The sequence below is a fragment of the Paraburkholderia phenoliruptrix genome (assembly GCF_019511605.1).
In the GTDB taxonomy this organism is placed as follows: domain Bacteria; phylum Pseudomonadota; class Gammaproteobacteria; order Burkholderiales; family Burkholderiaceae; genus Paraburkholderia; species Paraburkholderia phenoliruptrix_A.
The window spans coordinates 583,184-605,660 of record NZ_JAEUAV010000001.1 but is presented as its reverse complement, the minus strand read 5'-3'; the positions used below and the strand labels follow the sequence as shown (position 1 = coordinate 605,660).

20 protein-coding genes are annotated in these 22,477 nt (G+C 63.5%); 15 read left to right on the top strand and 5 right to left on the bottom strand.

Going from position 1 to position 22,477, the window contains the following annotated elements:
- Positions 1 to 90 precede the first annotated feature (90 nt).
- Complete coding sequence (locus tag JNB89_RS02590) at positions 91 to 1,206, bottom strand: succinylglutamate desuccinylase/aspartoacylase family protein (protein WP_220361128.1); 1,116 nt, start codon at positions 1,204 to 1,206, stop codon at positions 91 to 93.
- 365 nt (positions 1,207 to 1,571) lie between these two features.
- Positions 1,572 to 2,354 carry an ABC transporter substrate-binding protein gene (locus tag JNB89_RS02585; RefSeq protein WP_013341628.1) on the bottom strand — a complete coding sequence of 261 codons (783 nt, stop codon included), beginning with the start codon at positions 2,352 to 2,354 and terminating at the stop codon, positions 1,572 to 1,574.
- A gap of 619 nt (positions 2,355 to 2,973) precedes the next feature.
- Here JNB89_RS02585 and JNB89_RS02580 point away from each other — a divergent pair.
- From JNB89_RS02580 to JNB89_RS02565, 4 genes are all read left to right on the top strand, one after another.
- Entirely contained in the window at positions 2,974 to 4,122 is a 1,149-nt protein-coding gene (locus JNB89_RS02580; RefSeq protein WP_135891688.1) for an extracellular solute-binding protein, read from the top strand.
- The gene (locus JNB89_RS02575) at positions 4,122 to 5,945 is read left to right on the top strand and encodes a diguanylate cyclase domain-containing protein (RefSeq protein WP_220361127.1); all 1,824 of its coding nucleotides are present in this window, start codon (positions 4,122 to 4,124) and stop codon (positions 5,943 to 5,945) included. The genes JNB89_RS02580 and JNB89_RS02575 overlap by 1 nt, the downstream gene beginning before the upstream one ends.
- 148 nt (positions 5,946 to 6,093) lie before the next feature.
- Positions 6,094 to 6,645 carry a phosphonate metabolism protein/1,5-bisphosphokinase (PRPP-forming) PhnN gene (phnN, locus tag JNB89_RS02570; RefSeq protein WP_013341625.1) on the top strand — a complete coding sequence of 184 codons (552 nt, stop codon included), beginning with the start codon at positions 6,094 to 6,096 and terminating at the stop codon, positions 6,643 to 6,645.
- A gap of 66 nt (positions 6,646 to 6,711) precedes the next feature.
- On the top strand, positions 6,712 to 7,902 hold the full coding sequence (locus tag JNB89_RS02565; RefSeq protein WP_220361126.1) for a M20 aminoacylase family protein: 1,191 nt from the start codon (positions 6,712 to 6,714) through the stop codon (positions 7,900 to 7,902).
- Between the two features lie 72 nt (positions 7,903 to 7,974).
- Here the strand turns inward: JNB89_RS02565 and JNB89_RS02560 are convergent, their stop codons facing one another.
- Positions 7,975 to 8,799, bottom strand: a complete 825-nt coding sequence (locus JNB89_RS02560) for an IclR family transcriptional regulator (protein WP_135891692.1) — start codon at positions 8,797 to 8,799, stop codon at positions 7,975 to 7,977.
- 212 nt (positions 8,800 to 9,011) lie between these two features.
- On the opposite strand from JNB89_RS02560, the gene JNB89_RS02555 reads away from it, so the two are divergent.
- From JNB89_RS02555 to JNB89_RS02515, 9 genes are all read left to right on the top strand, one after another.
- Positions 9,012 to 9,716: a FadR/GntR family transcriptional regulator gene (locus JNB89_RS02555; protein WP_013341622.1), complete on the top strand. Its 705-nt coding sequence runs from the start codon at positions 9,012 to 9,014 to the stop codon at positions 9,714 to 9,716.
- Between the two features lie 63 nt (positions 9,717 to 9,779).
- Positions 9,780 to 10,706 (top strand): L-threonate dehydrogenase, encoded by a 927-nt coding sequence (gene ltnD / locus JNB89_RS02550; RefSeq protein WP_346656181.1) that lies wholly within the window; start codon positions 9,780 to 9,782, stop codon positions 10,704 to 10,706.
- Positions 10,707 to 10,720: 14 nt separating this feature from the next.
- Complete coding sequence (otnK, locus tag JNB89_RS02545) at positions 10,721 to 12,031, top strand: 3-oxo-tetronate kinase (protein ID WP_220361124.1); 1,311 nt, start codon at positions 10,721 to 10,723, stop codon at positions 12,029 to 12,031.
- Positions 12,028 to 12,714, top strand: a complete 687-nt coding sequence (locus tag JNB89_RS02540; protein ID WP_220361123.1) for an aldolase — start codon at positions 12,028 to 12,030, stop codon at positions 12,712 to 12,714. The genes otnK and JNB89_RS02540 overlap by 4 nt, the downstream gene beginning before the upstream one ends.
- A gap of 164 nt (positions 12,715 to 12,878) precedes the next feature.
- On the top strand, positions 12,879 to 14,213 hold the full coding sequence (locus JNB89_RS02535; protein ID WP_220361122.1) for an MFS transporter: 1,335 nt from the start codon (positions 12,879 to 12,881) through the stop codon (positions 14,211 to 14,213).
- Between the two features lie 80 nt (positions 14,214 to 14,293).
- Positions 14,294 to 15,079 (top strand): 2-oxo-tetronate isomerase, encoded by a 786-nt coding sequence (gene otnI / locus JNB89_RS02530; RefSeq protein WP_013341617.1) that lies wholly within the window; start codon positions 14,294 to 14,296, stop codon positions 15,077 to 15,079.
- A gap of 34 nt (positions 15,080 to 15,113) precedes the next feature.
- The gene (gene denD / locus JNB89_RS02525) at positions 15,114 to 16,094 is read left to right on the top strand and encodes a D-erythronate dehydrogenase (RefSeq protein ID WP_135891696.1); all 981 of its coding nucleotides are present in this window, start codon (positions 15,114 to 15,116) and stop codon (positions 16,092 to 16,094) included.
- 395 nt (positions 16,095 to 16,489) lie between these two features.
- On the top strand, positions 16,490 to 17,692 hold the full coding sequence (gene pcaF, locus JNB89_RS02520) for a 3-oxoadipyl-CoA thiolase (RefSeq protein WP_135891697.1): 1,203 nt from the start codon (positions 16,490 to 16,492) through the stop codon (positions 17,690 to 17,692).
- Between the two features lie 281 nt (positions 17,693 to 17,973).
- Complete coding sequence (locus tag JNB89_RS02515) at positions 17,974 to 18,570, top strand: hypothetical protein (RefSeq protein ID WP_135891698.1); 597 nt, start codon at positions 17,974 to 17,976, stop codon at positions 18,568 to 18,570.
- Positions 18,571 to 18,689: 119 nt separating this feature from the next.
- Here JNB89_RS02515 and JNB89_RS02510 read toward each other — a convergent pair whose 3' ends face one another.
- A complete protein-coding gene (locus tag JNB89_RS02510; RefSeq protein WP_135892249.1) occupies positions 18,690 to 19,067 on the bottom strand; it encodes a DUF2917 domain-containing protein in 378 nt (125 codons plus the stop codon).
- 501 nt (positions 19,068 to 19,568) lie between these two features.
- Here JNB89_RS02510 and JNB89_RS02505 point away from each other — a divergent pair.
- Both JNB89_RS02505 and JNB89_RS02500 read left to right on the top strand, forming a co-directional pair.
- Positions 19,569 to 20,681 carry a hypothetical protein gene (locus JNB89_RS02505; protein ID WP_135891699.1) on the top strand — a complete coding sequence of 371 codons (1,113 nt, stop codon included), beginning with the start codon at positions 19,569 to 19,571 and terminating at the stop codon, positions 20,679 to 20,681.
- Positions 20,681 to 21,172 carry a hypothetical protein gene (locus tag JNB89_RS02500; protein ID WP_135891700.1) on the top strand — a complete coding sequence of 164 codons (492 nt, stop codon included), beginning with the start codon at positions 20,681 to 20,683 and terminating at the stop codon, positions 21,170 to 21,172. Before JNB89_RS02505 ends, JNB89_RS02500 begins: the two co-directional genes overlap by 1 nt.
- A gap of 8 nt (positions 21,173 to 21,180) precedes the next feature.
- Here the strand turns inward: JNB89_RS02500 and JNB89_RS02495 are convergent, their stop codons facing one another.
- Complete coding sequence (locus tag JNB89_RS02495) at positions 21,181 to 22,401, bottom strand: sensor histidine kinase (RefSeq protein ID WP_135891701.1); 1,221 nt, start codon at positions 22,399 to 22,401, stop codon at positions 21,181 to 21,183.
- Positions 22,402 to 22,477 lie beyond the last annotated feature (76 nt).

The window sequence follows — 22,477 nt, the reverse complement described above, 5'->3', positions numbered from 1 at the left end:
TGACACTTCGCTCTGACGCTGCGCTCTGACGCGAGGCGAGTGCAAAAGGCGCCTTCACGGCGCCTTTTCTATTTGCTGCGGGTCAATCAATTAATTGCTCAGCAGCGACCCTGTGCGAAATGCGGTTGCGCCCGCAATGCGTGCGAACTCGATGCCTGCGGTCGCAAAGCGCGTCAGGTGCCGCGCGTACAACACGCCGGCCACGCTGCTCTTTAACGTGACGACGCGGTCGGTCAGCGGATCGACGATGTCGGCGATTTCAGTGCCTGCGTCGACCCATGTACCCACTTCACAGCGATACACCAGCACGCCGCTGATGGGCGCCACGATGGGCTCCGCACCAGCGAGCGGGGTGGCCGCGAATTCGAGCGGCGGCAACGGCGCCGCCGTGCCCTCGATCACGCCGCGCCCGGTCAGATATTCGATGATTGCCTGGGCGTCGCGCTCGGCGTACTCGTAGGACACCTCGCGCTGGCCGCGCAATTCGATGGTGACCGAAATGGAGCCGTTCGGAATGGGGAAACGCTCGCCGAAACGGCCGCGCAGATCCGACCAGCAGAAGCTGTGAATTTCGTCGAACGGATTGCCGACCGAGTTCAGCGCGAGCAGTGACGCCTTTGCGTCGAGGTAACGCGCGAGCGGCTCGACTTCAGGCCAAAGGTCCGGATTCGTGTACAGGTGCATGGCGGCTTCCCAGTCGCAATGCAGATCGAGCACCACGTCCGCGTCGTACGAGAGCTTTTGCAGCGCGAGACGCTGCGATTCCAGTTCGGTGGTGGGCTGTTGCGCTTCGAGGGCCTCGCGCATCGCCGTGCGGATCGCCGTGCGGTTTGCGTCGACGTTGTCCGTGAGGCGCTCTTCTATAACCGGCAACACCAGTGCCGACAAATCGTGGAAATTGCGGTTGAAGTTCTGCGCGGTGTTGGTTTCGAAGCGCCCTGTCAGGTGCCCGAGAAAGTGCTGGTTCAGGCCAATCGGGTTCGCTACCGGCACGATCACGATTTCGCCGCGCAGCTTGCCGGCGGCTTCGAGCGAGGCAAGCTTGCGGCGCAGTGCCCAGGAAACGAGCATGCCCGGCAGTTCGTCGGCATGCAGGGACGACTGGATATAAATCTTCTGTCCGCCGGCCGGACCGTAATGGAAACTGGTCAGGCTGCGGGCGGTGCCGAGCGTCGGGGCAATCAGCGGATGGGATTGGGTTTGCATGGTTGTCGAGTTCGCGGGGGAGGCGGCGCGCCGCTATGTCGTTGATTACAGAGGGAAGCTTGTAGGGCGCAAGGCGCCGGCGGCACGACCCGGCGGCAAACCTGCGGCACCTCGATCGCACGATCTTAGCCGATACGGCGACGCGCGTGTTTGGCCGGCACAAGGCGGGGTATTGAGCGAGGCACTGAGCGGGGCACAAAGCGGTCCATCAAGCAGGTCACTGAGCAGGCCACTGAGCAGGCCACAAAGCAGAGCATCACGCAGGCACAAAACAAAACGGGCTCCGCGTATGGCAGAGCCCGTTCCGGGGCCGTTCAGCGCGTCGCTAGACGCGCGGCGGGCGCGTGGACCTGGAGTCCGGCGTATTAGCTGCCGTACACGTCGAAGTCGAAGTACTTCTTCTCGAGCTTCTTGTACGTGCCGTCCTTGATGATGTCGGCGATGGCCTTGTCCACCTTCGCCTTCAGGTCCGTATCTTCCTTGCGCATGCCGATACCCGCGCCGTTGCCGAGAATCTTCGGATCGTCCAGGTTTTTGCCGACGAAGTCGAAGCCTGCGCCGCGCGGCGTTTTCAGGAAGCCGATTTCAGCTTGCACGGCGTCTTGCAGCGCTGCGTCGAGGCGACCCGACAGCAAGTCCGCGTACACCTGGTCCTGGTTCTGATACGGCACGACCTTGGTGCCCTTCGGTTCCCAGTAGGTCTTTGCGTAGGTTTCCTGGATCGTGCCCTGTTCGACGCCGACCGTCTTGCCTTTCAGCGATTCAGCCGTCGGCAGGATGCCCGAACCCTTCTTCGCGACGAGGCGCGTCGGCGTGTTGAACAGCTTCGACGAGAAGGCGATCTGTTCGGCGCGTTGCGGCGTCATGGACATCGACGAGAGCACGCCGTCGAACTTCTTGGCCTTCAGCGCCGGGATCATGCCGTCGAAATCGTTTTCCACCCACACGCACTTGGCTTTCAGGCGCGCGCAGATTTCGTTGCCGAGGTCGATATCGAAGCCAACGAGCTTGCCGTCGGAGCCTTTGGACTCGAACGGGGGATAGCTGGCATCGACGCCGAAACGGATGGTGGACCAATCTTTAGCGTGTGCGCCAATCGAGACGGTGGCAAGCAGAGCAACCGTCAAAGCCGCTAGCAGTTTTTTCACTGTTTAACTCCTCGGTGTAGTTCAAATACTCCCGCATGCGGTTGTGCCGCTGGCGGGAAACCCGGCGCGACTCACGACCGGGCCTGGGTTGAAGCTGCCGGCCGGGGCGGCCAGCAGCGCGCGCCAAGCTTATCAGTTCAAAAAGATTGGGTAGTTAGTGAAACACCGGATGGCGGACGACGGACGCCTCTAAAACAAAGGCGCTCCTGCCTGGTTGCAGCCGCGGGCGATGTATCCCGCATCGATATGTCGCCAGTGACTCAGGTCGTTATGTCGCATTCCGTCACGTTGTGATACTGCCCTGAATAGGAATCGTTAAAGAGTGTTTACGTTGACAGCGTCCATTTAATTCATCGCAAGATTAAAGAAAGTTAAAGCGCGTGCCGTTAAGACGTGATGATTGCTCGCCATGTCCCGCCTAGGCCGAGTTATTTATGGGCATTCACACAGTAAGAAAACCAAAAACATATTGCTTGGCGCTATCATCGTTGCTCCTGCCGGTCGCCATGCAGCGCAAAAGCACAGCAGTCCTGTCTGAGGAAACGTTCTCCGGTATTCATTCGCGATTTAATACGCGGACATAGGCTCGCCTGAACTGCCTTCTGCTAAACGGTGTTGTATGCACAAGATTTCGACGGCAGATGAAAAGTGCTGCAACGCGCGGCGCGGCCAGCGGCGAATGACGGCCGCTGCGCGGCGCATAGGGTCGGCTGCGCGCAGCGGCTGCGGCATCCTGCTGCGACTCGTGCTGAGCGTGTGTCTTTGCGTTGGAATGTTTTCGCCAGCCTCGGCCGAGGCCACGAAAAAGGTGCTGCATGTTCTCGCATGGCCCGGTTACGCCGATGCCGACGTGGTCAGGACTTTCGAATCGCGCCACAACGTGAGGGTGGAGGTCACGCTCGTCGATTCTGACGAAGCACTGTGGGCGCAACTGCATGCGAAGAACGCCCCGCGTTTCGACGTGCTCGCTGCGAACACCGCCGAAATACAGCGTTATACGCGCGCCAATCTGCTCGCGCCGCTCGATCTGCAAAGCCTGCCGAATACCGCAAGACAGTTGCCGCGATTCCAGGCGCGCGCGGCAATAGAAGGGCTCGTGACGGACGGCAAGGTGTACGCCATTCCATTTACCTATTCGTCGATGGGCCTCATTTACGACCGTAAGCAAGTGCCGGTTGCGCCGCGCTCGATGCGCGAACTGTGGAACCCGCGCTACCGCGGCAAGGTGCTCGACTTCAACAGCGCGCAGCACAACTTTTCTTTCACGGCGCTGGCGTTGGGTTATCGCGATCCCTTCAATCTGAACGACGAGCAGATGCGGGCGATCGCTCACAAGCTCGTCGAACTGCGCCGCAATCTGTTGACCTATTACACGTTGCCCGAAGAGGCCACTGCGTTCTTCATCCAGCATAAGGTCGCGTTGATGTTCGGCAACTACGGCACGCAGCAAGTGGAACTGCTGCGCCGCGCGGGCGCCGATGTCGGCTACGCGATTCCGGACGAAGGTGTGCTCGCTTGGCTCGACTGCTGGTCGATGACGCGTGCGGCCGCCGACCCGGCGCTCGCGCTCGCCTGGATCAACTACATGCTGGAACCGGACGTAAGCCGGCTGCTGACGCAGCGGCAAGGGCTCGCCAATACACTGAGCGCGCCCACCGCGAGTAACGATAACGCGCGCATCGTGTGGATCGGTCCGGTCGAAAACATTCAGCGGCGCGAGGACCTGTGGGCCAGAATCGCGTCCGGTGACCGCTCGGAGCGCTTCTGATGTTCCGTCCTGGCCTTACCTTCAAACTGTCTGTGCTGCTCGCCTGCATCGGCGTGCTGGCATCGGGCGCGACCGGCTATTACGCGTACCACTCGAACCGCACCATGCTCGTGAAGGAGGCCGGGCGCAGCCTGCTGACCTCCACCGAATTGCTCGGCGAGCGCATTTCCACCTCGATCGACGATGTCGGCGCGGACGCGCTCGTGCTCGCGAGTCTCCCCTCGTCGGCGGAAGTCGCGGCGAGCGACGACGGCTTCGGCAAGAATGTGATGCGCGAGCGGCTCGCGCAGGTGTATTCGAGCTTCATGGTCCACCATGTTCAATATCTGCAAGTGCGTCTGATCAGCCGCGCGCATCATGGTCTGGAGATCATTCGTTTCGATCGCGACGCCGACGGGCTCATGCGCGTGCAAGGCGTCGATCTGCAGGAAAAAGGCCAGTTTCCGTACGTATTCGAGCCGCTCGCATTTTCGCCGGGGCGCATTTACACGTCGCCTATTCTGGTCAATCACGAATACGGCGCGCACGCGGCGCAAGGCAAGCCGACGCTGCGGGTCGCCACGCCCGTGACGAATGCGCAGGGCGCGGTGGTGGGCGTCGTGGTAATCGACGTGGATCTCGGAGATTTGTTAAAGCGCCTGCAAAGCGATCTGCCGAGCGATTATCAGGTTTATCTCGCAAACGAATGGGGCGACTTTCTCGTTCATCCCGACCCGGCCAAAACATTCGGTTTCGACGTGGGCCGCCGCGTGTTGATGCAGGATAGCTTCGCCGTCACCAAACCGTTGTTCGACCAGAAGGAAAGCGAGGTACTGGTGGACGACATCGCGCATCCCCGGCAGACGGACGGTCAGGTGCTGGCCTTTGTGCGCAGACCGTTCGGCGCGTTCCAGGGCAACCGTTTTATCGTGCTGGGGCTCGGCAAGCCGCTCCAGGACGTGCTCTCCGGCGCGCATCTGCTGGGCGACAGCATTATCCATATGGTGCTGATTTTCAGCGTGCTGGCCGTGCTGCTCGCGATTCTCTTCGCACGCGCGCTTACGAGGCCGCTGCATATGCTCGCGTACGCGGCAACCCATCTGTTCGCCGAACATGCGATGGAAACGCTGCCGCTCAAGCGCACCGACGAGATCGGCGTGCTCGCGCGCGGCTTCGATCGCCTGCGCCGTGAAATCCGCTCGCAAATGGACGCGCTGCACGTCAAGCAGCGCGAGCTCGTGCACCTGGCCACGCATGACGTGTTGACCGGATTGCCGAATCGCACGCTGTTCATGGAGAAGCTGGAGCGCGCGATTCAGGACGCAACGCGCCGCCGCGAAGGGCTCGCGGTGCTGTTCGTGGACCTCGACCGCTTCAAGCAGATCAACGATCAGTTCGGCCATTCCGTCGGCGACAAGGTGCTCGTTGCGGTGGCCCGGCGGCTCAAGCAGGTGCTGCATTCCGCGGATGTCGTCGCGCGACTCGGCGGCGACGAATTCATCGTGCTGATAGAAGGGCCGCGTTCGGCGGAAGCGGCGCCGGGCGTTGCATCGCGCATCATGACGACGCTCAACGAAGAGATCGTGATGGACGGCCAGGGCATGACGGTGGGCGCGAGCATCGGCATCAGCCAGTTTCCCGACGACAGCGGTACGGCGGAAGAACTGCTGCTCAATGCGGACGCCGCGATGTACGTGGCGAAATCCGGGGGACGGTGCGCATATCTGCGTTATCAGGACGTGCTCGAAGCGCGCCGGCGCGAGCAGGCCGAGCGCGCCGAAGCGGTGCACGCGCAGACCGGCGAGGGAGCCACCGAAGGACAGGAAGCCGAGCCCACGGCTTAAGACGCGCCACGTCTTATGAGCAGGTTCAAGGTTGCTGCCGCTGCGCGCCCCCAACGTGTGCAGTGGCTGCGTCGCTCAATGAAGAGCCCCAAAAATCCGCCGTCTTGTGGCAAAGTGTGCCGTTTCACAGCCACGAGGTGAGGGGCCAATGACAGGTCGCCTGGTCTATGTGATGGGGCCGTCCGGCGCAGGCAAAGATGCTTTGCTTGGTTTCGCGCGCAAGCGTCTTGCGGGCGAGCCGATTCTGTTCGCGCATCGCTACATTACGCGGCCAAGCGGCAATGGCGAGGAACATGTCGCGCTGAGTGTCGAAGAGTTCGCCGCCCGCTCGCTGCTTGGCCTCTTCGCCCTCGAGTGGTCCAGCCATTCGCTGCGCTACGGCATCGGCATAGAACTCGACGCGTGGCTCGCGCGCGGCTGCACGGTGGTCGTGAACGGCTCGCGCCAGTATCTGCATCATGCGCTCGCACGCTATCCGCGCGCCGAAGTCGTGCATGTGGATGCCGCCCCGCATATTCTCGAGGCGCGTCTCGGCGCGCGGGCTCGCGAATCGGCGGAACAGGTAGCCGCAAGACTCGCGCGCCACGCGCCATTCTCGTTGCCCGACGGCGTGCGCTGTGAATCCATCGACAATTCCGGCGAGCTGGAAGACGCGGGCCATGCGTTTATCGCCTTCCTCCAGGCCCCCGAACGGCGCTAGGCGTGTTCCTCTGTCGTCGTGTCGTCCTTCCAGCCTTGAGCTTCCCCTTACGGAGTCTTTTGCAAAATGAGCGAAACCGCGCGTTTCACTGAAGTAGCCGATCTGATTCCCGCCGCCGAAAGCCTGCGCGAGATTCGCCATCACATTCATCGCCATCCGGAGCTCGCTTACGAAGAGTTGCAAACCGCTGCGCTCGTGGCCGAAAGGCTCGAGCAATGGGGCTGGCAGGTGACGCGCGGCGTCGGTCAAACCGGAGTGGTCGGCACGCTGAAGGTGGGCGACGGCAAGCGCAGCATCGGCATTCGTGCGGACATGGACGCGTTGCCGATCGTCGAGCAGACCGGCTTGCCTTATGCGAGCGGCACGCACGGCAAGATGCACGCGTGCGGCCACGACGGTCACACCACGATGCTGCTGGGCGCGGCGCAACGCCTTGCGCACACGCGCAATTTTTCGGGCACGGTGCATCTGTACTTTCAGCCGGCGGAAGAGAGCGGCGTAGACAGCGGCGCGCAGAAAATGATCGAAGACGGCCTGTTCGAGCGCTTTCCGTGCGACGCCGTGTTCGGTCTGCACAATCACCCGGGCGCGGAGCCCGGCGTGCTGCTGTTCCGCAAGGGGCCGTTCATGTCGGCGGGCGACAAGGCGATCATTACGATCGAAGGCGTGGGCGGTCATGCGGCGCGCCCGCATCTGACGGTCGATCCGGTCGTGGTGGCCGCGAGCATTGTCATGGCATTGCAGACGATCGTTGCGCGCAATGTCGATCCGTCGCAACCGGCGGTGGTGACGGTCGGCTCCATGCATGCGGGCACGGCGAGCAACGTGATCGCCGGTACGGCAACGCTCGAGTTGAGCGTGCGGTCGTTCAGCGCGGAAGTGCGCGCGCTCTTGAAAAAGCGCATTGCCGAGCTTGCTGAGTCACAGGCGGCGAGTTACGGCGCCAAAGCCGTTGTCGAATATATCGAAGGCTATCCGGTCGTCATCAATTCGGATGACGAAACAGATTTCGCGATTGAAGTTGCGCGCGAACTGGTGGGCGACGACAAGGTTGTCGCGCAGACCGACCTACTGATGGGCAGCGAAGACTTTGCCTTCATGCTGCAAAAAAGGCCGGGGACCTTTCTGCGTATCGGCAACGGCGTGGGTGAAGACGGTTGCATGGTGCACAACCCGCACTACGACTTCAACGACCGCAACCTGCCGGTGGGCGCCGCATTCTGGACGCGGCTCGTTGAGCGGTACCTGAGCCGTTAGAGCGCGCAGCGGGCGCGGCGCCGGCCGCGCATGCGGGCCTTTCTTGATGTTGCGGCGCAGGCCCCGGCAGCATCAACCGCGCCGCGCCACCATCTCGGACACGGTTTGCGCCGCCTGTTGCAGCGGCTCGAGAAACGCCTTGACCATTTGCTTGGCCGAATTGCGCTGCGCGTTGCCGCTGATGTTCATGGCCGCGATCACCCGCCCCTGGCGATTGCGGATTGGCGCGGACAGCGAGATCAAGCCGCCTTCCAGTTCCTGATCGACGATAGCCCAGCCCTGGCGGCGCACCTGTGCGATCAGCTTCTTCAACTCTTCCTTGTCGGTCACCGTGCGCGGTGTGTGCGCGTAAAGCGGTGACGAGTTCAGCGTGGCGTCGAGCGTCTCGTCGTCGAGTGCGGAGAGCAGCACGCGGCCCATCGACGTGCAATAGGCCGGCAAGCGGCTGCCGATCGACAGGTTGATCGTCATGATCTTGTGCGTCGGCACGCGCAGCACATACACGATCTCGGTACGGTCCAGCACGGCCGCCGAACAGCTCTCGTGCACCTGCGCGGACAATTCCTCCATCACGGGTTCGGCGAGGTTCCAGAACGGCATGGACGTCAGGTACGCAAAGCCCAGGTCGAGAATTTTCGGCGTGAGGCGAAAGAGGCGCCCTTCGGCTTCCACATAGCCGAGCGTCTGCAAGGTGAGCAGAATGCGCCGCGCGCCGGCTCGCGTGAGGCCGGTGGCGGCGGCCACGTCGGTGAGCGTCTGTTCCGGGCGTTTCGCGTCGAACGCGCGGATCACCGCGAGGCCGCGTGCGAACGACTGTACGTAGGAGTCGCCCGGTTTGTCCGGGGCCGGTTCGGCGCTGGCGGGAACGTCGGAAGACGGCGGCAAGGCTTTGCTCATGGACCTGGAAAAATGCGTTCGAAGACTCGGACACCGCGTGCGCCGACCGGATCGTCGCAGCGGTGCATGAAGGCGTGACGATAGCTTAAGCCCTCAGTTTCGCCAACTTCGCGGGCGTTCGGACGCTCGTCCGCGAGAACCCAGGGTTAGCGCGGATGCAGGCAGCATCCAAAATTTGTATGATGACCCGATGACATGACAACGAGGCATGGATGTTCGACAAGATTCCAGCGCGCGCGTTGAGCGACACGGTTGCGCAGCAGCTTCTCAAGCAGATCGACAAGGGCGCGTTCGAGCGCGGCGGCAAGCTGCCGACCGAAGCGGTGCTCGCGCAGCAGTTCGGCGTGAGCCGCACGGTGATTCGCGAGGCGATCTCGCGGCTGAAGAACGAAGGCGTGGTGGAGCCGCGTCAGGGTAGCGGCGTGTTCGTCGCAGCGCACGGGACGGTGCGGCCGCTGCGCATCGACTACGCGGAAGCGGTCGAGCCGGGCTCGGTCGTGCAGATTCTCGCGCTGCGGCGGGCGATTGAGGCCGAGGTGGCGTCCGAGGCCGCGATGCGCCGCAGCGACGCGGACATGGTCGCCATCGACGCGGCGCTCGCGAAGATTGATCAGGCCGTCGCCGAAGGCGAGGACGGCGTGACCGAAGACGTCGCATTCCATCGTGCGATTGCGGCGGCCACCGGCAATCCGTACTTCCTCAAGACGCTGACGTTCCTGAACCAGTATCTCGAGGCGGGCACGGTGGTTACCCGTCGTAACGAAGCACTGCGCGAGGACTTCTCGCGCCAGGTGCGTGACGAGCATGCGGCCATTGCCGCTGCGATCCGCGCAGGCGACCCGATGGCCGCGCGCAATGCGGCGCGCACCCACATGTACAACGCGGCGCGGCGGCTCGCGGAAGCTGGCATTTGCTGATGGGTCGCCACGGCCCTCGGTACGCCGCGCACGCCGCGCTTTCCGCACGTCTCGCGCCACTGCGTGCGAGCGCGTGACAGATTCCAGAGAGGTTCAAGCATGTCCAGAAATGTCGGTGTCATTGGTCTTGGCGCAATGGGCCTGGGCGTCGCGCGCTCGTTGTTGCGCGCAGGCTTTCGCGTTCACGCCTGCGATCTGCGCAACGAAGTGCTGCAGGCGTTCGTCAACGAAGGCGGCGTGGGCTGTGCATCGCCCGCGGAACTCGGCGCGCAATGCGAGGTGGTCGTCACATTGGTCGTGAATGCGGCGCAAACCGAAGCCGTGCTGTTCGGCGAGCAGGGCGCGGTGGCGGCGATGAAGCCGGGCAGCGTCGTGATCGCAAGCGCGACTGTGGCACCCGACTTCGCGATCGAACTCGGCAAGCGCATCGAGGCCGCCGGTTTGCAGATGCTCGACGCTCCGGTTTCCGGCGGCGCGGCGCGCGCGGCGTCCGGCGAAATGACGATGATGACTTCCGGCCCCGCGGCCGCTTACGCGGCATGCGAGGACGTGCTCGCGGCGATGGCGGGCAAGGTGTACCGCCTCGGCTCGGCGCACGGCGCCGGCTCGAAGGTGAAGATCATCAACCAGTTGCTCGCGGGCGTGCATATCGCGGTGGCGGCCGAGGCGATGGCACTCGGCTTGCGCGAAGGCGTGGACCCGGACGCGCTCTACGACGTGATCACGCACAGCGCGGGCAATTCATGGATGTTTGAAAACCGCGTGCCGCACATACTGAATGGCGACTACACGCCGCTGTCGGCCGTGGACATATTCGTCAAGGACCTCGGCCTCGTGCTGGATACCGCGCGCCGCTCGAAGTTTCCGTTGCCGCTTTCGGCGGCGGCACACCAGATGTTCATGATGGCGTCTACAGCCGGTCACGGCGGCGAGGACGATTCCGCGGTCATCAAGATTTTCCCCGGCATTGAAGTGCCGGCGGCGAAGTAACGGAGAGCGCTGTCATGACAGCTACGACACAACGCGCGCTGCTAGGCTGCATCGCCGACGACTTCACCGGTGCAACCGATCTCGCGAACATGCTGGTGCGCGGCGGCATGCGCACCGTCCAGACTATTGGCGTGCCGGGGCAAGGCGAAGGGATAGAGGCCGACGCGATTGTCGTCGCGCTGAAGTCGCGCACCATCCCTGCCGCCGAAGCAGTCGCGCAATCGCTCGCGGCGCTCGACTGGTTGCGTGCGCAAGGATGCCGCCAGTTCGTTTTCAAATACTGTTCCACTTTCGATTCCACCGACGCGGGCAATATCGGCCCGGTTACGGATGCGCTGCTCGATGCGCTCGGCGGCGGCGACCAGGCAAGCGCGTTCACGATTGCATGTCCGGCGTTTCCCGAGAACGGCCGCACGATTTTTCGCGGGCATCTGTTCGTCGGCGACGCGTTGCTCAACGAGTCGGGCATGGAAAACCATCCGCTCACGCCGATGCGTGACGCGAACCTCGTGCGTGTGCTGCAGCGTCAGACGCAAGCAAAGGTCGGGCTCGTGCGTTATGACGCCGTCGCGAAAGGCGTCGATGCGGTGCGCGACTCGTTCGACGCCTTGCGCAAAGACGGTGTCCGCATGGCTATCGCCGATGCGGTCTGCGACGCCGACCTCCACGTGCTCGGTGAAGCATGCGCCGATCTCACGCTGATCACAGGCGGCTCCGGTATCGCGCTGGGTCTGCCGGCCAATTTCCGCCGCGCGGGTTTGCTCGAGTCGCGTGAGAATGCCGCGCAACTGCCGCGCGTCGAGGGCTTGTCGGCGGTGCTGGCGGGCAGCGCGTCCAAAGCGACCAATGCGCAAGTGGCGGCATGGCGCGAAACGCGGCCCGCGTTTCGCGTCGATCCCCTCGCGGCGGCGCGCGGCGAAGCAGTGGTCGAACAGGCGCTTGCATTCGCGCAGACGCATCTCGACAAAGCCGAGCCGATGCTGATCTACGCCACCGCCACGCCCGACGAGGTGAAGGCGGTGCAGAACCAACTCGGCGTCGATCGGGCAGGGCATCTGGTCGAAGCCACGCTGGCTTCCATTGCGCGCGGCCTGTATGAACGTGGGGTGCGCAAGTTCGTGGTGGCGGGAGGCGAGACTTCGGGAGCCGTCGTGCAGGCGCTGAACGTGCGCAGCTTGCGCATCGGCGCGCAGATCGACCCGGGCGTACCCGCTACGGCGACAACCGGCGCACAACCGCTTGCGCTTGCGCTCAAGTCGGGCAACTTCGGCACCACCGACTTCTTCGAAAAAGCGCTGCGCCATCTGGACGGAGGCGCTCAATGAGCAACTCAATGGAGAGCGCAAAGGCAGGCACGCCCGCCATTCACGCGACGCAGGAAGCGCGCGTGCGCGAGGAGATTTGCGTGAGCGGCGCGAGTCTTTACGAGCGCGGCTATACGGTGGGCAGCGCGGGCAATATCAGCGCACGGCTGGACGACGGCTGGCTCATCACGCCAACCGACGCCTGTCTCGGCCGGCTCGATCCCGCCGATATCGCGAAGGTGGCTTTATCGGGCAATGCGGTGTCGGGCGGCAAGCCGTCGAAAACGCTGGCATTGCATCGCGGCATCTATGCCCGCAACGCAGAAGCGCGCGGCATCGTGCACACGCATTCGACCCATCTGGTTGCGCTGACGCTCGCGGGCGTCTGGAGCGAGCACGACGTACTGCCGCCCGTTACGCCCTATTACGTGATGAAAGTGGGCCACGTGCCGCTGATTCGTTACAGGCGGCCGGGCGATCCGCAGGTCGCCGCGCAAATCGAGGCTTTGGCCGACAGCGTGCGCGCCGTGCTGCTCGAACGCCTCGGGCCGGTGGTGTGGGAACGCTCGGTTGCGCAGGCCTCGTATGCGCTCGAAGAGCTGGAGGAGACCGCGCGTTTGTGGCTCATGACGAACCCGCGGCCCGCACCGCTAGACGAAGCCGCACTTGCCGAGTTACGCGATGTGTTCGGCGCCCGCTGGTAGTTGCCCGCTGGTTGTTGCCCCCTGTCGCGACCAGGCACGACGGATCACGACGGAGCAAAAGCGGCCTTAACCTGCGTCAACCGGCCTCAACCCGCCACGTCCGAGCCACACAAACCCAGATCGCCGCAGGCGACGCATCACCCTTCCAATCAAGGAGACATTGCATGAGTTCGTATCAGGCCGTATCGGCCCAGCCGATTGCGGCGGCCACGGGGCAACCCGGCGCCGCGCAAGTCGAGCGTACCTACAGGAAAGTGTTTTGGCGCATCGTCCCGTTCCTGATGCTGTGCTACGTGGTCGCTTATCTGGATCGCGTGAACGTGGGCTTCGCCAAGCTGCAGATGTCACAAGATCTCGCGTTCAGCGAGACGGTGTTCGGTTTGGGCGCGGGCGTGTTCTTCATCGGCTATTTTCTGTTCGAACTGCCAAGCAATATTCTGATGCACAAGATCGGCGCGCGTATCTGGATTGCGCGGATCATGATTACGTGGGGCGTGATGTCGGCGCTGTTCGTCTTCGTCAAGACGCCGGCACAGTTCTATATCTTGCGCTTTCTGCTCGGGCTTGCCGAAGCCGGTTTTTATCCGGGCGTGATCCTGTATCTGACTTACTGGTTTCCGTCGCATCGGCGCGCGAAGATCATTGCGGTGTTCATGTCGGCGATTCCGGTGTCGGGCATTTTCGGCAATCCGCTCTCGGGCTGGATCATGCAGGCGTTCCACAACAACTCGGGTCTCGCGGGCTGGCAGTGGATGTTCCTCATCGAGGCCGTGCCGGCGGTCGCTATCGGCATTGCGACGATCCTGTATCTCGACAACGGCATTGCCAGCGCGAAATGGCTGAGCGACCCTGAAAAGCGCTTGCTCTGCGACGAAATCGCCGCCTCGCAGCCGAAGGAAAAGGCCGACGCGCATTCGCTGCGCGCGGTGTTCGGCGATCCGCGCACGTGGTGGATGTCGCTGATCTACTTCGCGTTCGTGACCGGCCAATACGGGCTCACGTTCTGGATGCCGACGCTCATCAAATCGACAGGCGTGAGCGGCGCATTTAACATCGGCTTGCTGAGTGCGATTCCGTTTGTCTGCGCGATCGTCGTGATGAACGTGCTCGGTCATAGCGCGGACAAGCATCGCGAACGCCGCTGGCATCTGATCGTGCCGGCGCTGTTCGGCGCGGTGGGCTTCACGGTGGCGGCATCGTTTGCGAGCAACACGATCGTGTCCATTGCGTTTCTCTCGCTAGCCGCAGCCGGCGTGCTGACCTGCGCGCCGCTTTTCTGGTCGCTGCCGACGGCGTTCATGTCGGGCGCGACTGCCGCAGCCGGCATTGCGATCATCAACTCGATCGGCAATCTGGCGGGTTTCGCAAGCCCTTATATGATCGGTTATCTGAAGGACCTCACGCACAGCACGCAAACCGGCATGTACGTGCTGGCCGGCATGCTGGTGATCGGCGCGTTCGCCACATGGCTCACGCCCGCGAAACTGGTCAATCGTTAATCACATGGTGCGCGGCGCACGCATGGCGGTCATGGCTTTGCGTGCCGCGCACCGAACCTCGCTTTAAAGGAGTTGCCGCCATGCCTCGCTTCGCCGCGAATCTCTCGATGATGTACAACGAACACGCGTTCCTGGACCGCTTTGCCGCCGCCGCGAAAGACGGCTTCAAAGCAGTCGAGTTCCTGTTTCCGTACGATTTTCGTGCCGAAGAAATCAAGGCACGGCTCGATGCAAACGGCCTCACGCAGGCACTCTTTAACGCGCCGCCGGGCGACTGGGCAAGCGGCGAGCGCGGCATTGCAACGCTGCCAGGGCGCGAAGACGAGTTTCGCCGCAGCATCGACACGGCGCTCGACTACGCGCGAGTGATCGGCAACCGCAAACTGCACGTCATGGCGGGTCTGATTGCTGCGGACCAGTCCCGCGAGCGGCATCGCGAGGTTTATCTGCGCAACCTTGCGCATGCGGCGCAAGCTGCGCAAGCCGAGGGCATGACGATCGTGATCGAGCCTATCAATACACGCGACATGCCGGGCTTTTTTCTCAACCGGCAGGACGAGGCGCAGGCCATTTGCGCGGAGGTCGGCGCGCCGAATCTGAAGGTGCAGTTCGACTGTTACCACTGCCAGATCGTCGAGGGCGATCTGGCGATGAAACTCAGGCGCGATTACGCGGGCATCGGCCACATTCAGATTGCCGGCGTGCCGGAGCGGCACGAGCCCGACACCGGCGAGATCAACTATCCATATCTGTTCGAGGTGATCGACTCGCTCGGCTACGACGGTTACATCGGCTGCGAATACCGGCCGCGCGCCGCGACTTCGGCGGGGCTCGGCTGGCTCAAGCCCTATCTGAACGCAGCCTGACAGCAAACGACCAACACGAGGGCACAATCGAATCATGAAAGTACTGATTACCGGCGGCGCGGGATTCCTTGGCCAGCGTCTCGCACGCGAACTGCTCGCGCGCGGCTCGCTGAAAGACGCGCAAGGCATGCCGCAAGCACTCACGCAACTGGTGCTGCTCGACGTCGTTGAGGCGCACGATTTCGGCGACAGCCGCGTGCGGACCGAAGTGGGCGATATCGCGGAGCGCAGCGTGCTCGAGCGCGTGATCGACAGCGATACGGCAGCCATTTTTCATCTGGCCGCGATTGTCAGCGGGCAGGCCGAAGCGGACTTCGATCTAGGCATGCGCATCAATCTGGACGCATCGCGGCTGTTACTGGATGTATGCCGCCATCGCGGACACCGGCCGCGCGTTGTGTTCACCAGTTCAGTCGCGGTGTACGGTGGCAACCTGCCCGAGGTCGTGCAGAACGATACGGCGCTCAATCCGCAGTCGTCGTATGGCGCGCAAAAGGCGATTGCCGAATTGCTGCTCAACGACTACTCGCGGCGCGGCTTTGTCGACGGGCGCGTGCTGCGCCTGCCCACCATCAGCGTGAGGCCGGGCCGGCCCAACGCGGCGGCGTCTTCGTTTGCGAGCGGCATTATCCGCGAGCCGCTGAACGGCGAAGAGGCCGTGTGCCCTGTCGACGGCGCGACGCGCCTGTGGCTGCTGTCGCCGCGTCAAGCAATTGAGTGTCTGATCGCGGGGCTCGAACTGGACGCCGCGGCGCTCGGCAACCAGCGGGTGCTGAACCTGCCGGGCATTTCCGTGAGCGTCGACGAAATGGTCGCGGCGCTGCGCGAAGTGGCGGGCGACGAAGTCGCTAAACGCATTGTCTGGCAGCCGGACGAGCGCGTGACAAAGATTGTCGGCAGTTGGCCCGGCCGCTGGGACACTTCTCGTGCCGAACAGCTCGGCCTGCGCGGCGACCGCAATTTCGCCGACGTAATTCGCGGCTATATCGCCGACGAAGGCATTCAGACGCCTTGAGACTTCCCCCAGCCTCGCGCCGCGGCCTTGGTGGACAAGGCGCACGGCGCGAGCGCTTCTTTCGTCCGGCGCATTGCGGCACTGCCCGCATCTCGCGCGTCTTTCCTGACGCTGCCTGCTGCCTGCTCTGGACAAGCGCACGCTTGACAACGTTTCCGCCACACGCCTATTATCGAGTCTTGATGTTCGATATACGACCTATTGTTCGTATGGAGAACAAATCGTCCGGCGGCGCAAACGCATTGCTGATTGTCTTGCGCTAAGCTGAAACCGTATGAGGCCACCCCTCGTCGAGCCCGTCCGGCCGTTGCCCGCCTTATCCGTCCGAAGCGGCGCGTGACGCGCGCATCCCATGTAGACGACGCGGCGCACGCAGCACATCACTGGAGACACACATGACCGAAGCATTCCTGTGCGACGCGATTCGCACCCCCATTGGCCGCTACGCGGGCTCGCTGTCGTCGGTTCGTGCCGACGATCTGGGCGCGGTGCCGCTCAAGGCGCTGGTGGAGCGCAACCAGAACGTCGACTGGAACGCCGTCGACGACGTGATCTACGGCTGTGCGAACCAGGCCGGCGAAGACAACCGCAACGTCGCGCGCATGTCGCTGCTGCTGGCCGGCTTGCCGCAAGGCGTGCCGGGCTCGACGGTAAACCGTCTGTGCGGCTCGGGCATGGACGCGGTCGGCATCGCCGCGCGCGCGATCAAGTCGGGCGAGGCCGCGTTGATGGTGGCGGGCGGCGTGGAAAGCATGAGCCGCGCGCCGTTCGTAATGGGCAAGGCAGCGAGCGCCTTCTCGCGCCAGGCCGACATTTACGACACGACCATTGGCTGGCGCTTCGTCAATCCGTTGATGAAGCAGATGTACGGCGTCGACTCGATGCCCGAGACCGGCGAGAACGTCGCCACCGACTACAAGATCAGCCGTGCCGATCAGGACGCATTCGCGCTGCGCAGCCAGCAGAAAGCGGCCCGCGCGCAGAAGGACGGCACGCTCGCGCAGGAAATTGTCGGAGTGACGATCGCGCAGAAGAAGGGCGATCCGATTACCGTGTCGCAAGACGAGCATCCGCGCGAAACGAGCCTTGAGGCGCTCGCCAAACTCAAGGGCGTGGTGCGCCCGGACGGCACGGTGACGGCGGGTAATGCGTCGGGCGTCAACGACGGCGCGGCGGCGCTCCTGCTCGCCAACGAAGAGACCGCGAAGCGCTTCGGCCTCACGCCGCGCGCCCGCGTGCTGGGCATTGCAACCGCGGGTGTCGCGCCGCGCGTGATGGGCATGGGTCCGGCGCCGGCCACGCAAAAGCTGCTGGCGCGCCTGAACATGAACATCGATCAGTTCGACGTGATCGAGCTGAACGAGGCGTTCGCCTCGCAAGGCATTGCGGTGCTGCGCACGCTCGGCGTGGCCGACGACGACGCACGCGTCAACCCGAACGGCGGCGCAATTGCGCTGGGCCATCCGCTCGGCATGAGCGGTGCGCGGCTCGTGACCACGGCGATGTATCAATTGCAGCGCACGCAAGGGCGCTTTGCGCTGTGCACGATGTGCATTGGCGTGGGACAGGGCATCGCGATCGCCATCGAACGCGTTTGACGGTGCCGCGCAGATGCGGTTGGATGCATCTGCATAGGGCGCCATGTAATAGAACGGCAACAGCCTCTTCGCGAAAGCGAAGAGGCTGTTTGTTTTTGTGCGCTGCCTGGTCCTAAGAGGTAGGGATATTCAGTTTGCATGCGACGATCCGCGGGATTGGCACGCGTGACCAGAGATGTAGAATTAAGCGCCTTACCTTTATTCAAGCGTCCTCAATAAGTGCGGGTTCGGTGTGATGCGAATCTGCAGTCATACACGGCGACTCATCAAGGAGAGCGTAAATGAAGGCAGCGACGATTGGAGCAGCATGCGTGGCAGCTATGCTCGCCACGGCCCAGCCCGCATGGGCGCAAGATTCGCTGGCAAGCGCCGCGCAAGGCGTTGTCGGCGCAGTCGAGCCGATACACATGAAGGCGACGATTGTGGGCATCGATCCAGGAACCCGCGCGCTGACGCTCAAAGGCGAGGGCGGCAACGTGGTGATCGTGCTTGTCGGCCAGCAAGTTGCCGGCTTCGATCAGCTCAAAGTGGGCGACCGTGTCGATGCGCTTTACAAGAATGCACTGCTCGTGAAGGCCGAGCGTGTCACCGGCAAGAGCAAGGGCGTTCGCGAGCGGGTCGATACGCAGACATACACGCCGGCCTCCGGCGGTTTTGAATCGGCGCGCCAGATCGAAGTGCTGGCCACCGTGCAGAAAATCGACCGCAAGCGGCGCCTCGTCACGCTGCGCGGCGCGTACCAGACGCAGACGCTCGAAGCAGGTCCGCAAGTCGACCTCAGCGGTGTGAAGGTTGGCGACACGATCCACGCGGTATTCGTTTCCGCCGCGGCTGTGCAGATCACACCGCAAGCGGCGGCGCAAGGCGCCGTTCAGTAGCGCACCGTTCAGGTCCACGGCGCGATCGCCTTGCTTGCCGCCGCGCCGTGGATTTCGTTCATGAGTTTCGCACGGCATGCGACGAGAAACCCGTTACATGCCCTTGCGATTGACAACGCTTAACGCGGCGCCGGTGGTCCCAAGCTCAGAGACGCGAGCCGGCTCAAGCAACGCCTGAAAAAGCCTCGCGCGGGCAACAGATAAGTCAGCGAGACATGCGCGGTGCGCTCGCCGTCCGTGCTCAACCAGATGCGCTCGCCGCGCTGCAGGTTGATCGTCTGACCCGGCACGAGCCAGTAGTCGTAAGGCGAGCAGACGCGCGTGAGCCAAAGACGCGCACCGTTCACCGCCAATGTGCTGTGCGCCTCCACGCGCCAGGTCAGCGTCGTGCCGGGCGCGACTGGGAAATGCACCACCACCTTCGGTAGACGCTCGTTTTGCTGGGACGCAAAACGAGGTGCGTCGTCGTCCATGCACTGCGTGCTTGCCTGATCCATCATGCTCTCCGGTATGAGCCGGCTGACGGAGGCGCCCACAAAACGAAAGGCCCCTTCCGTTACCGGCGGGGCCTTGGGGGTCTTGTTTTACAGACTCAGACTGCTAACGCGCACATGCTCCCATAGGCCAGCCGATCAAGGCTCGCTTCGGGTGATTAATCGCTACGGCGATGGAGGTGTGCGTCAACATGAATCGAGTGTGCCGTTTTGCCGCAGACCTTGTCAACAGAATTCCGACGCTGTTTTTCCGTAGCTGTGGTGCCGGGCGCTTTGCTCGCGCAGCGATGCACACTCCGCGCGCCCCGCGCATCAGATTATGTCGATTGATGTCACGGCGCCTCACGGAGGCCCGCGATGCCTTGTCCAGCAAGCTTCTCTCGCGGTGAAACAGCGCGACATATCTTCGCTGATGATTGTTACGGAGCGTCCTCCTATAGTCGGTTCATCGCCACGCAGCGCAGCAGCAGTCGCACCAGGTGGCCCGAATCGAAAGGACATACCGTGAAAACTCCATCGTTCGCAGTCCCGGCCACCGGTGCCCATTCCCCGGCCGCCACCTCGTTGCGCGCGCAGCGCGCGTTGCGCAAGCTCGTGCTCGGCGCGGGTGCCGCGATGCTGGCCTTCGGCAGCGCGTCCGCATTCGCGTGGTCGCAGCACGGCACGGCTTATACGTCGCGCGGCGTCTACAGCGAAGGCCACGTCGGTTCGTGTGGCGGCGGCAGCTGTTCACATGCAAGAGGCGTCGTCGGTCCGTACGGCGGCCTCGCGACGAACACCGGCACGCTCACGCGCAATGCGCCCGGCCAGTTCTCGAACTCGGGCACGGGGACCGGCCGCTACGGAAATTCGGTGCAGCACGCGGGCGACACCAGTTGCGCGGGCGGCACCTGCTCGCACACCGGCACGCTCACAGGACCGGACGGCAAGACCGCCAGCACATCCGGAGAAGTGACGAAGACGGGTCCGGGACAGTACTCGTCGTCCGGATCGGTGACGGGCGCTAACGGCAACATGATCGATCATTCGGCGTCGACGAATTGCGCCGGTGGTACGTGCTCGCGCTCCGGCACGGTGACGGGCGCCGATGGCGGGACCGTCGCGCACTCGGGTAGCGCGACGCGCGTAGCGCCTGGAGTAGTGACCACGTCGAGCAGCGTGACCGGCACGCACGGCAATACCGTGACGTCGAGCGGAACAGTGGTGAGTACTGGCGTGGTTGCAACGGGCAGCACGACTGTCGTCGTGGCACCGAAGCCCGCGGTGTATGTGCCGCCGCCGGTCGTGGTGGCGCCGAAACCGGTTGCTTATGTGCCGCCCCCGCCGCCGGCACCTGCCGTTGTGGTCACGCCGCCGGTGGCGTATGTTCCTCCGCCGCCCCCGCCGGTCGTGGTGGCGCCAAAGCCGGTGGTTTATGTACCGCCTCCGTTGCCCGCGCCGACTGTTGTCGTGGCGCCGAAGCCGGTTGCTTATGTGGCGCCGCGCGTGGTGTATGCGCCGCCGCCCGTGGTCTACGTGGCGCCGCGCCGGGTCTACGTCGCGCCAGCGCCGCGTCCGGCGGTGTGGGTGCCGGGGCATTGGGTCGGCAATCTGTATGTGCCCGCTCACTGGTCCTGATGAGCAGCATCATGCGATTCAGAATACGCTTCACTCCCGCCAATCGCGCCGACGGTGGCAGCCGCGAAACGCATTGCTCTCGCTCAAGCTGTGCCGATCGGGCCTGCCGTTCTGACACCGCGCAGTTTCAGCCAAACCGCGCAGAACACGGCCCACCACGGCTTGCGATGCTGGATCGGCGTCCTCGCGACGCAGCGCAGGACTCCGGCACTCGCAAAGCAGGCGCATGGGTAGCGATTATCGTGGCGGCGGCGTTGGCAATTGCCGTGCAACGCTTCGCCGCCGATGCCGACGAATCCCGCGAACTTCGTGCGCTGGCAGGGGCGACGAATTGCCCGGCGCGCTACGCCGCCTTGCTGGATCTGGCGGAGCTGGCGCGCCGCGACGGTACGTACCGCGACGTGGTGATGCGCGGCCTTGGCAACAATGGCGGCGCGGGCAGCGCGATGGGTGAATGCCCGCGCCTGAGCCTTAGTGGCTCGGTACGGTAGCAGGGTCGCTACGACAGCTCCGCCGCGAGCGTCAACGGAAAGCGAATCGTGAAACTGGTGCCCACGCCCTCGCGCGACGCGAAGTCGATCTGTCCGCCCAGCACCCGGCACAGTTCCTTGACGATCGCGAGTCCTAGCCCTGTGCCGGGAATATTCTCGTCGGCGGCGCGCTCGAATTCGTGGAATACCCGATCCGCATCCCCCGGCGCAATGCCCACACCGGTGTCCGACACGCGGATCGACCAATGCTCCGGGCCGGCCGCGGCGAAGTGCAGTTCGACCTGACCTGATTGCGTGTACTTGATCGCGTTGGAAAGCAGATTCACGGCGATCTGCTTGAGCTTCAAACGGTTCGACGTTACGGCCGAAAGCGCGGGATCGAACGCGGTGCGCAACGTCAGTCCCTTCGCCTCGATCGAGGGCCGCGACGACGCCACGAGTTCTTCGTAAAGCTCACGCAGATCGACCAGCTCGAGCGTGAGCGGCGCGCCGTCGCCGAGTATCACGGAGTACTCGACCATTTGCTCGACGAGCGCTTTCATGTCCTCCGCCTGCCGGTTGGCGAGCGTCAACGCGGTGTCGGCCTTCGCCGGCGCGCGAGCAATGAGTTGCAGCGCCATCGAAAACGCATTTAAAAAGTTTCGCAAATCGTGAACCACGCTGCGCGTGATGTGCATGCGCGACTCGTACAATTCGCCGACAAGCCGCTGCTTCAGCTCCAGCTCATGATTGGCGCGCTCGAGCCGCCCGGTGTATTCGTCGATCTTGCGGTCACGTTCGCTGACCACTTCCCTGATCGACGTGAGCGTGACCATGCTGAGCGTTTCCGCAATCATGCGGCGCGCGCGTCTTTCGTGGCGGGGCGTGAACGCGTTGTCGCGCGCTGCGTAGGTGTCGAGCGCGTCGGCCAGCACCTGGTGGAAAAGATCCAGCTCGCGCACGAGTTCTTCGATTCGGTAACCCTGACGCCAGCGCACCATGCCATGCTTGCGCGCGTCGCGTTCGATGTCGGACTCGACGCGTTCCAGGTCTTCGACATCGAGCGCCGAGCACAGGCCCTCGAGAATTTCCGGCAGATGGTCGGCGAGCTGCTGGTAAGTGAGCTTGTCGGCTTCCACCAGGTCGACGTCGCCGAAAACCGCGTCCATCCATTGCTCTGTCAATCGAACCCGTTCGGCGCGAACAAAATCGGCGAAATTGCGAAGCGGGCTTACGAGTGTCTCATTCATAGTAGCGCGGTGGATGAAGTTTCGGAGTTGTGCGCGTGCCCACAAAACGGCAGTTCATTATCACCGCAAATCGACG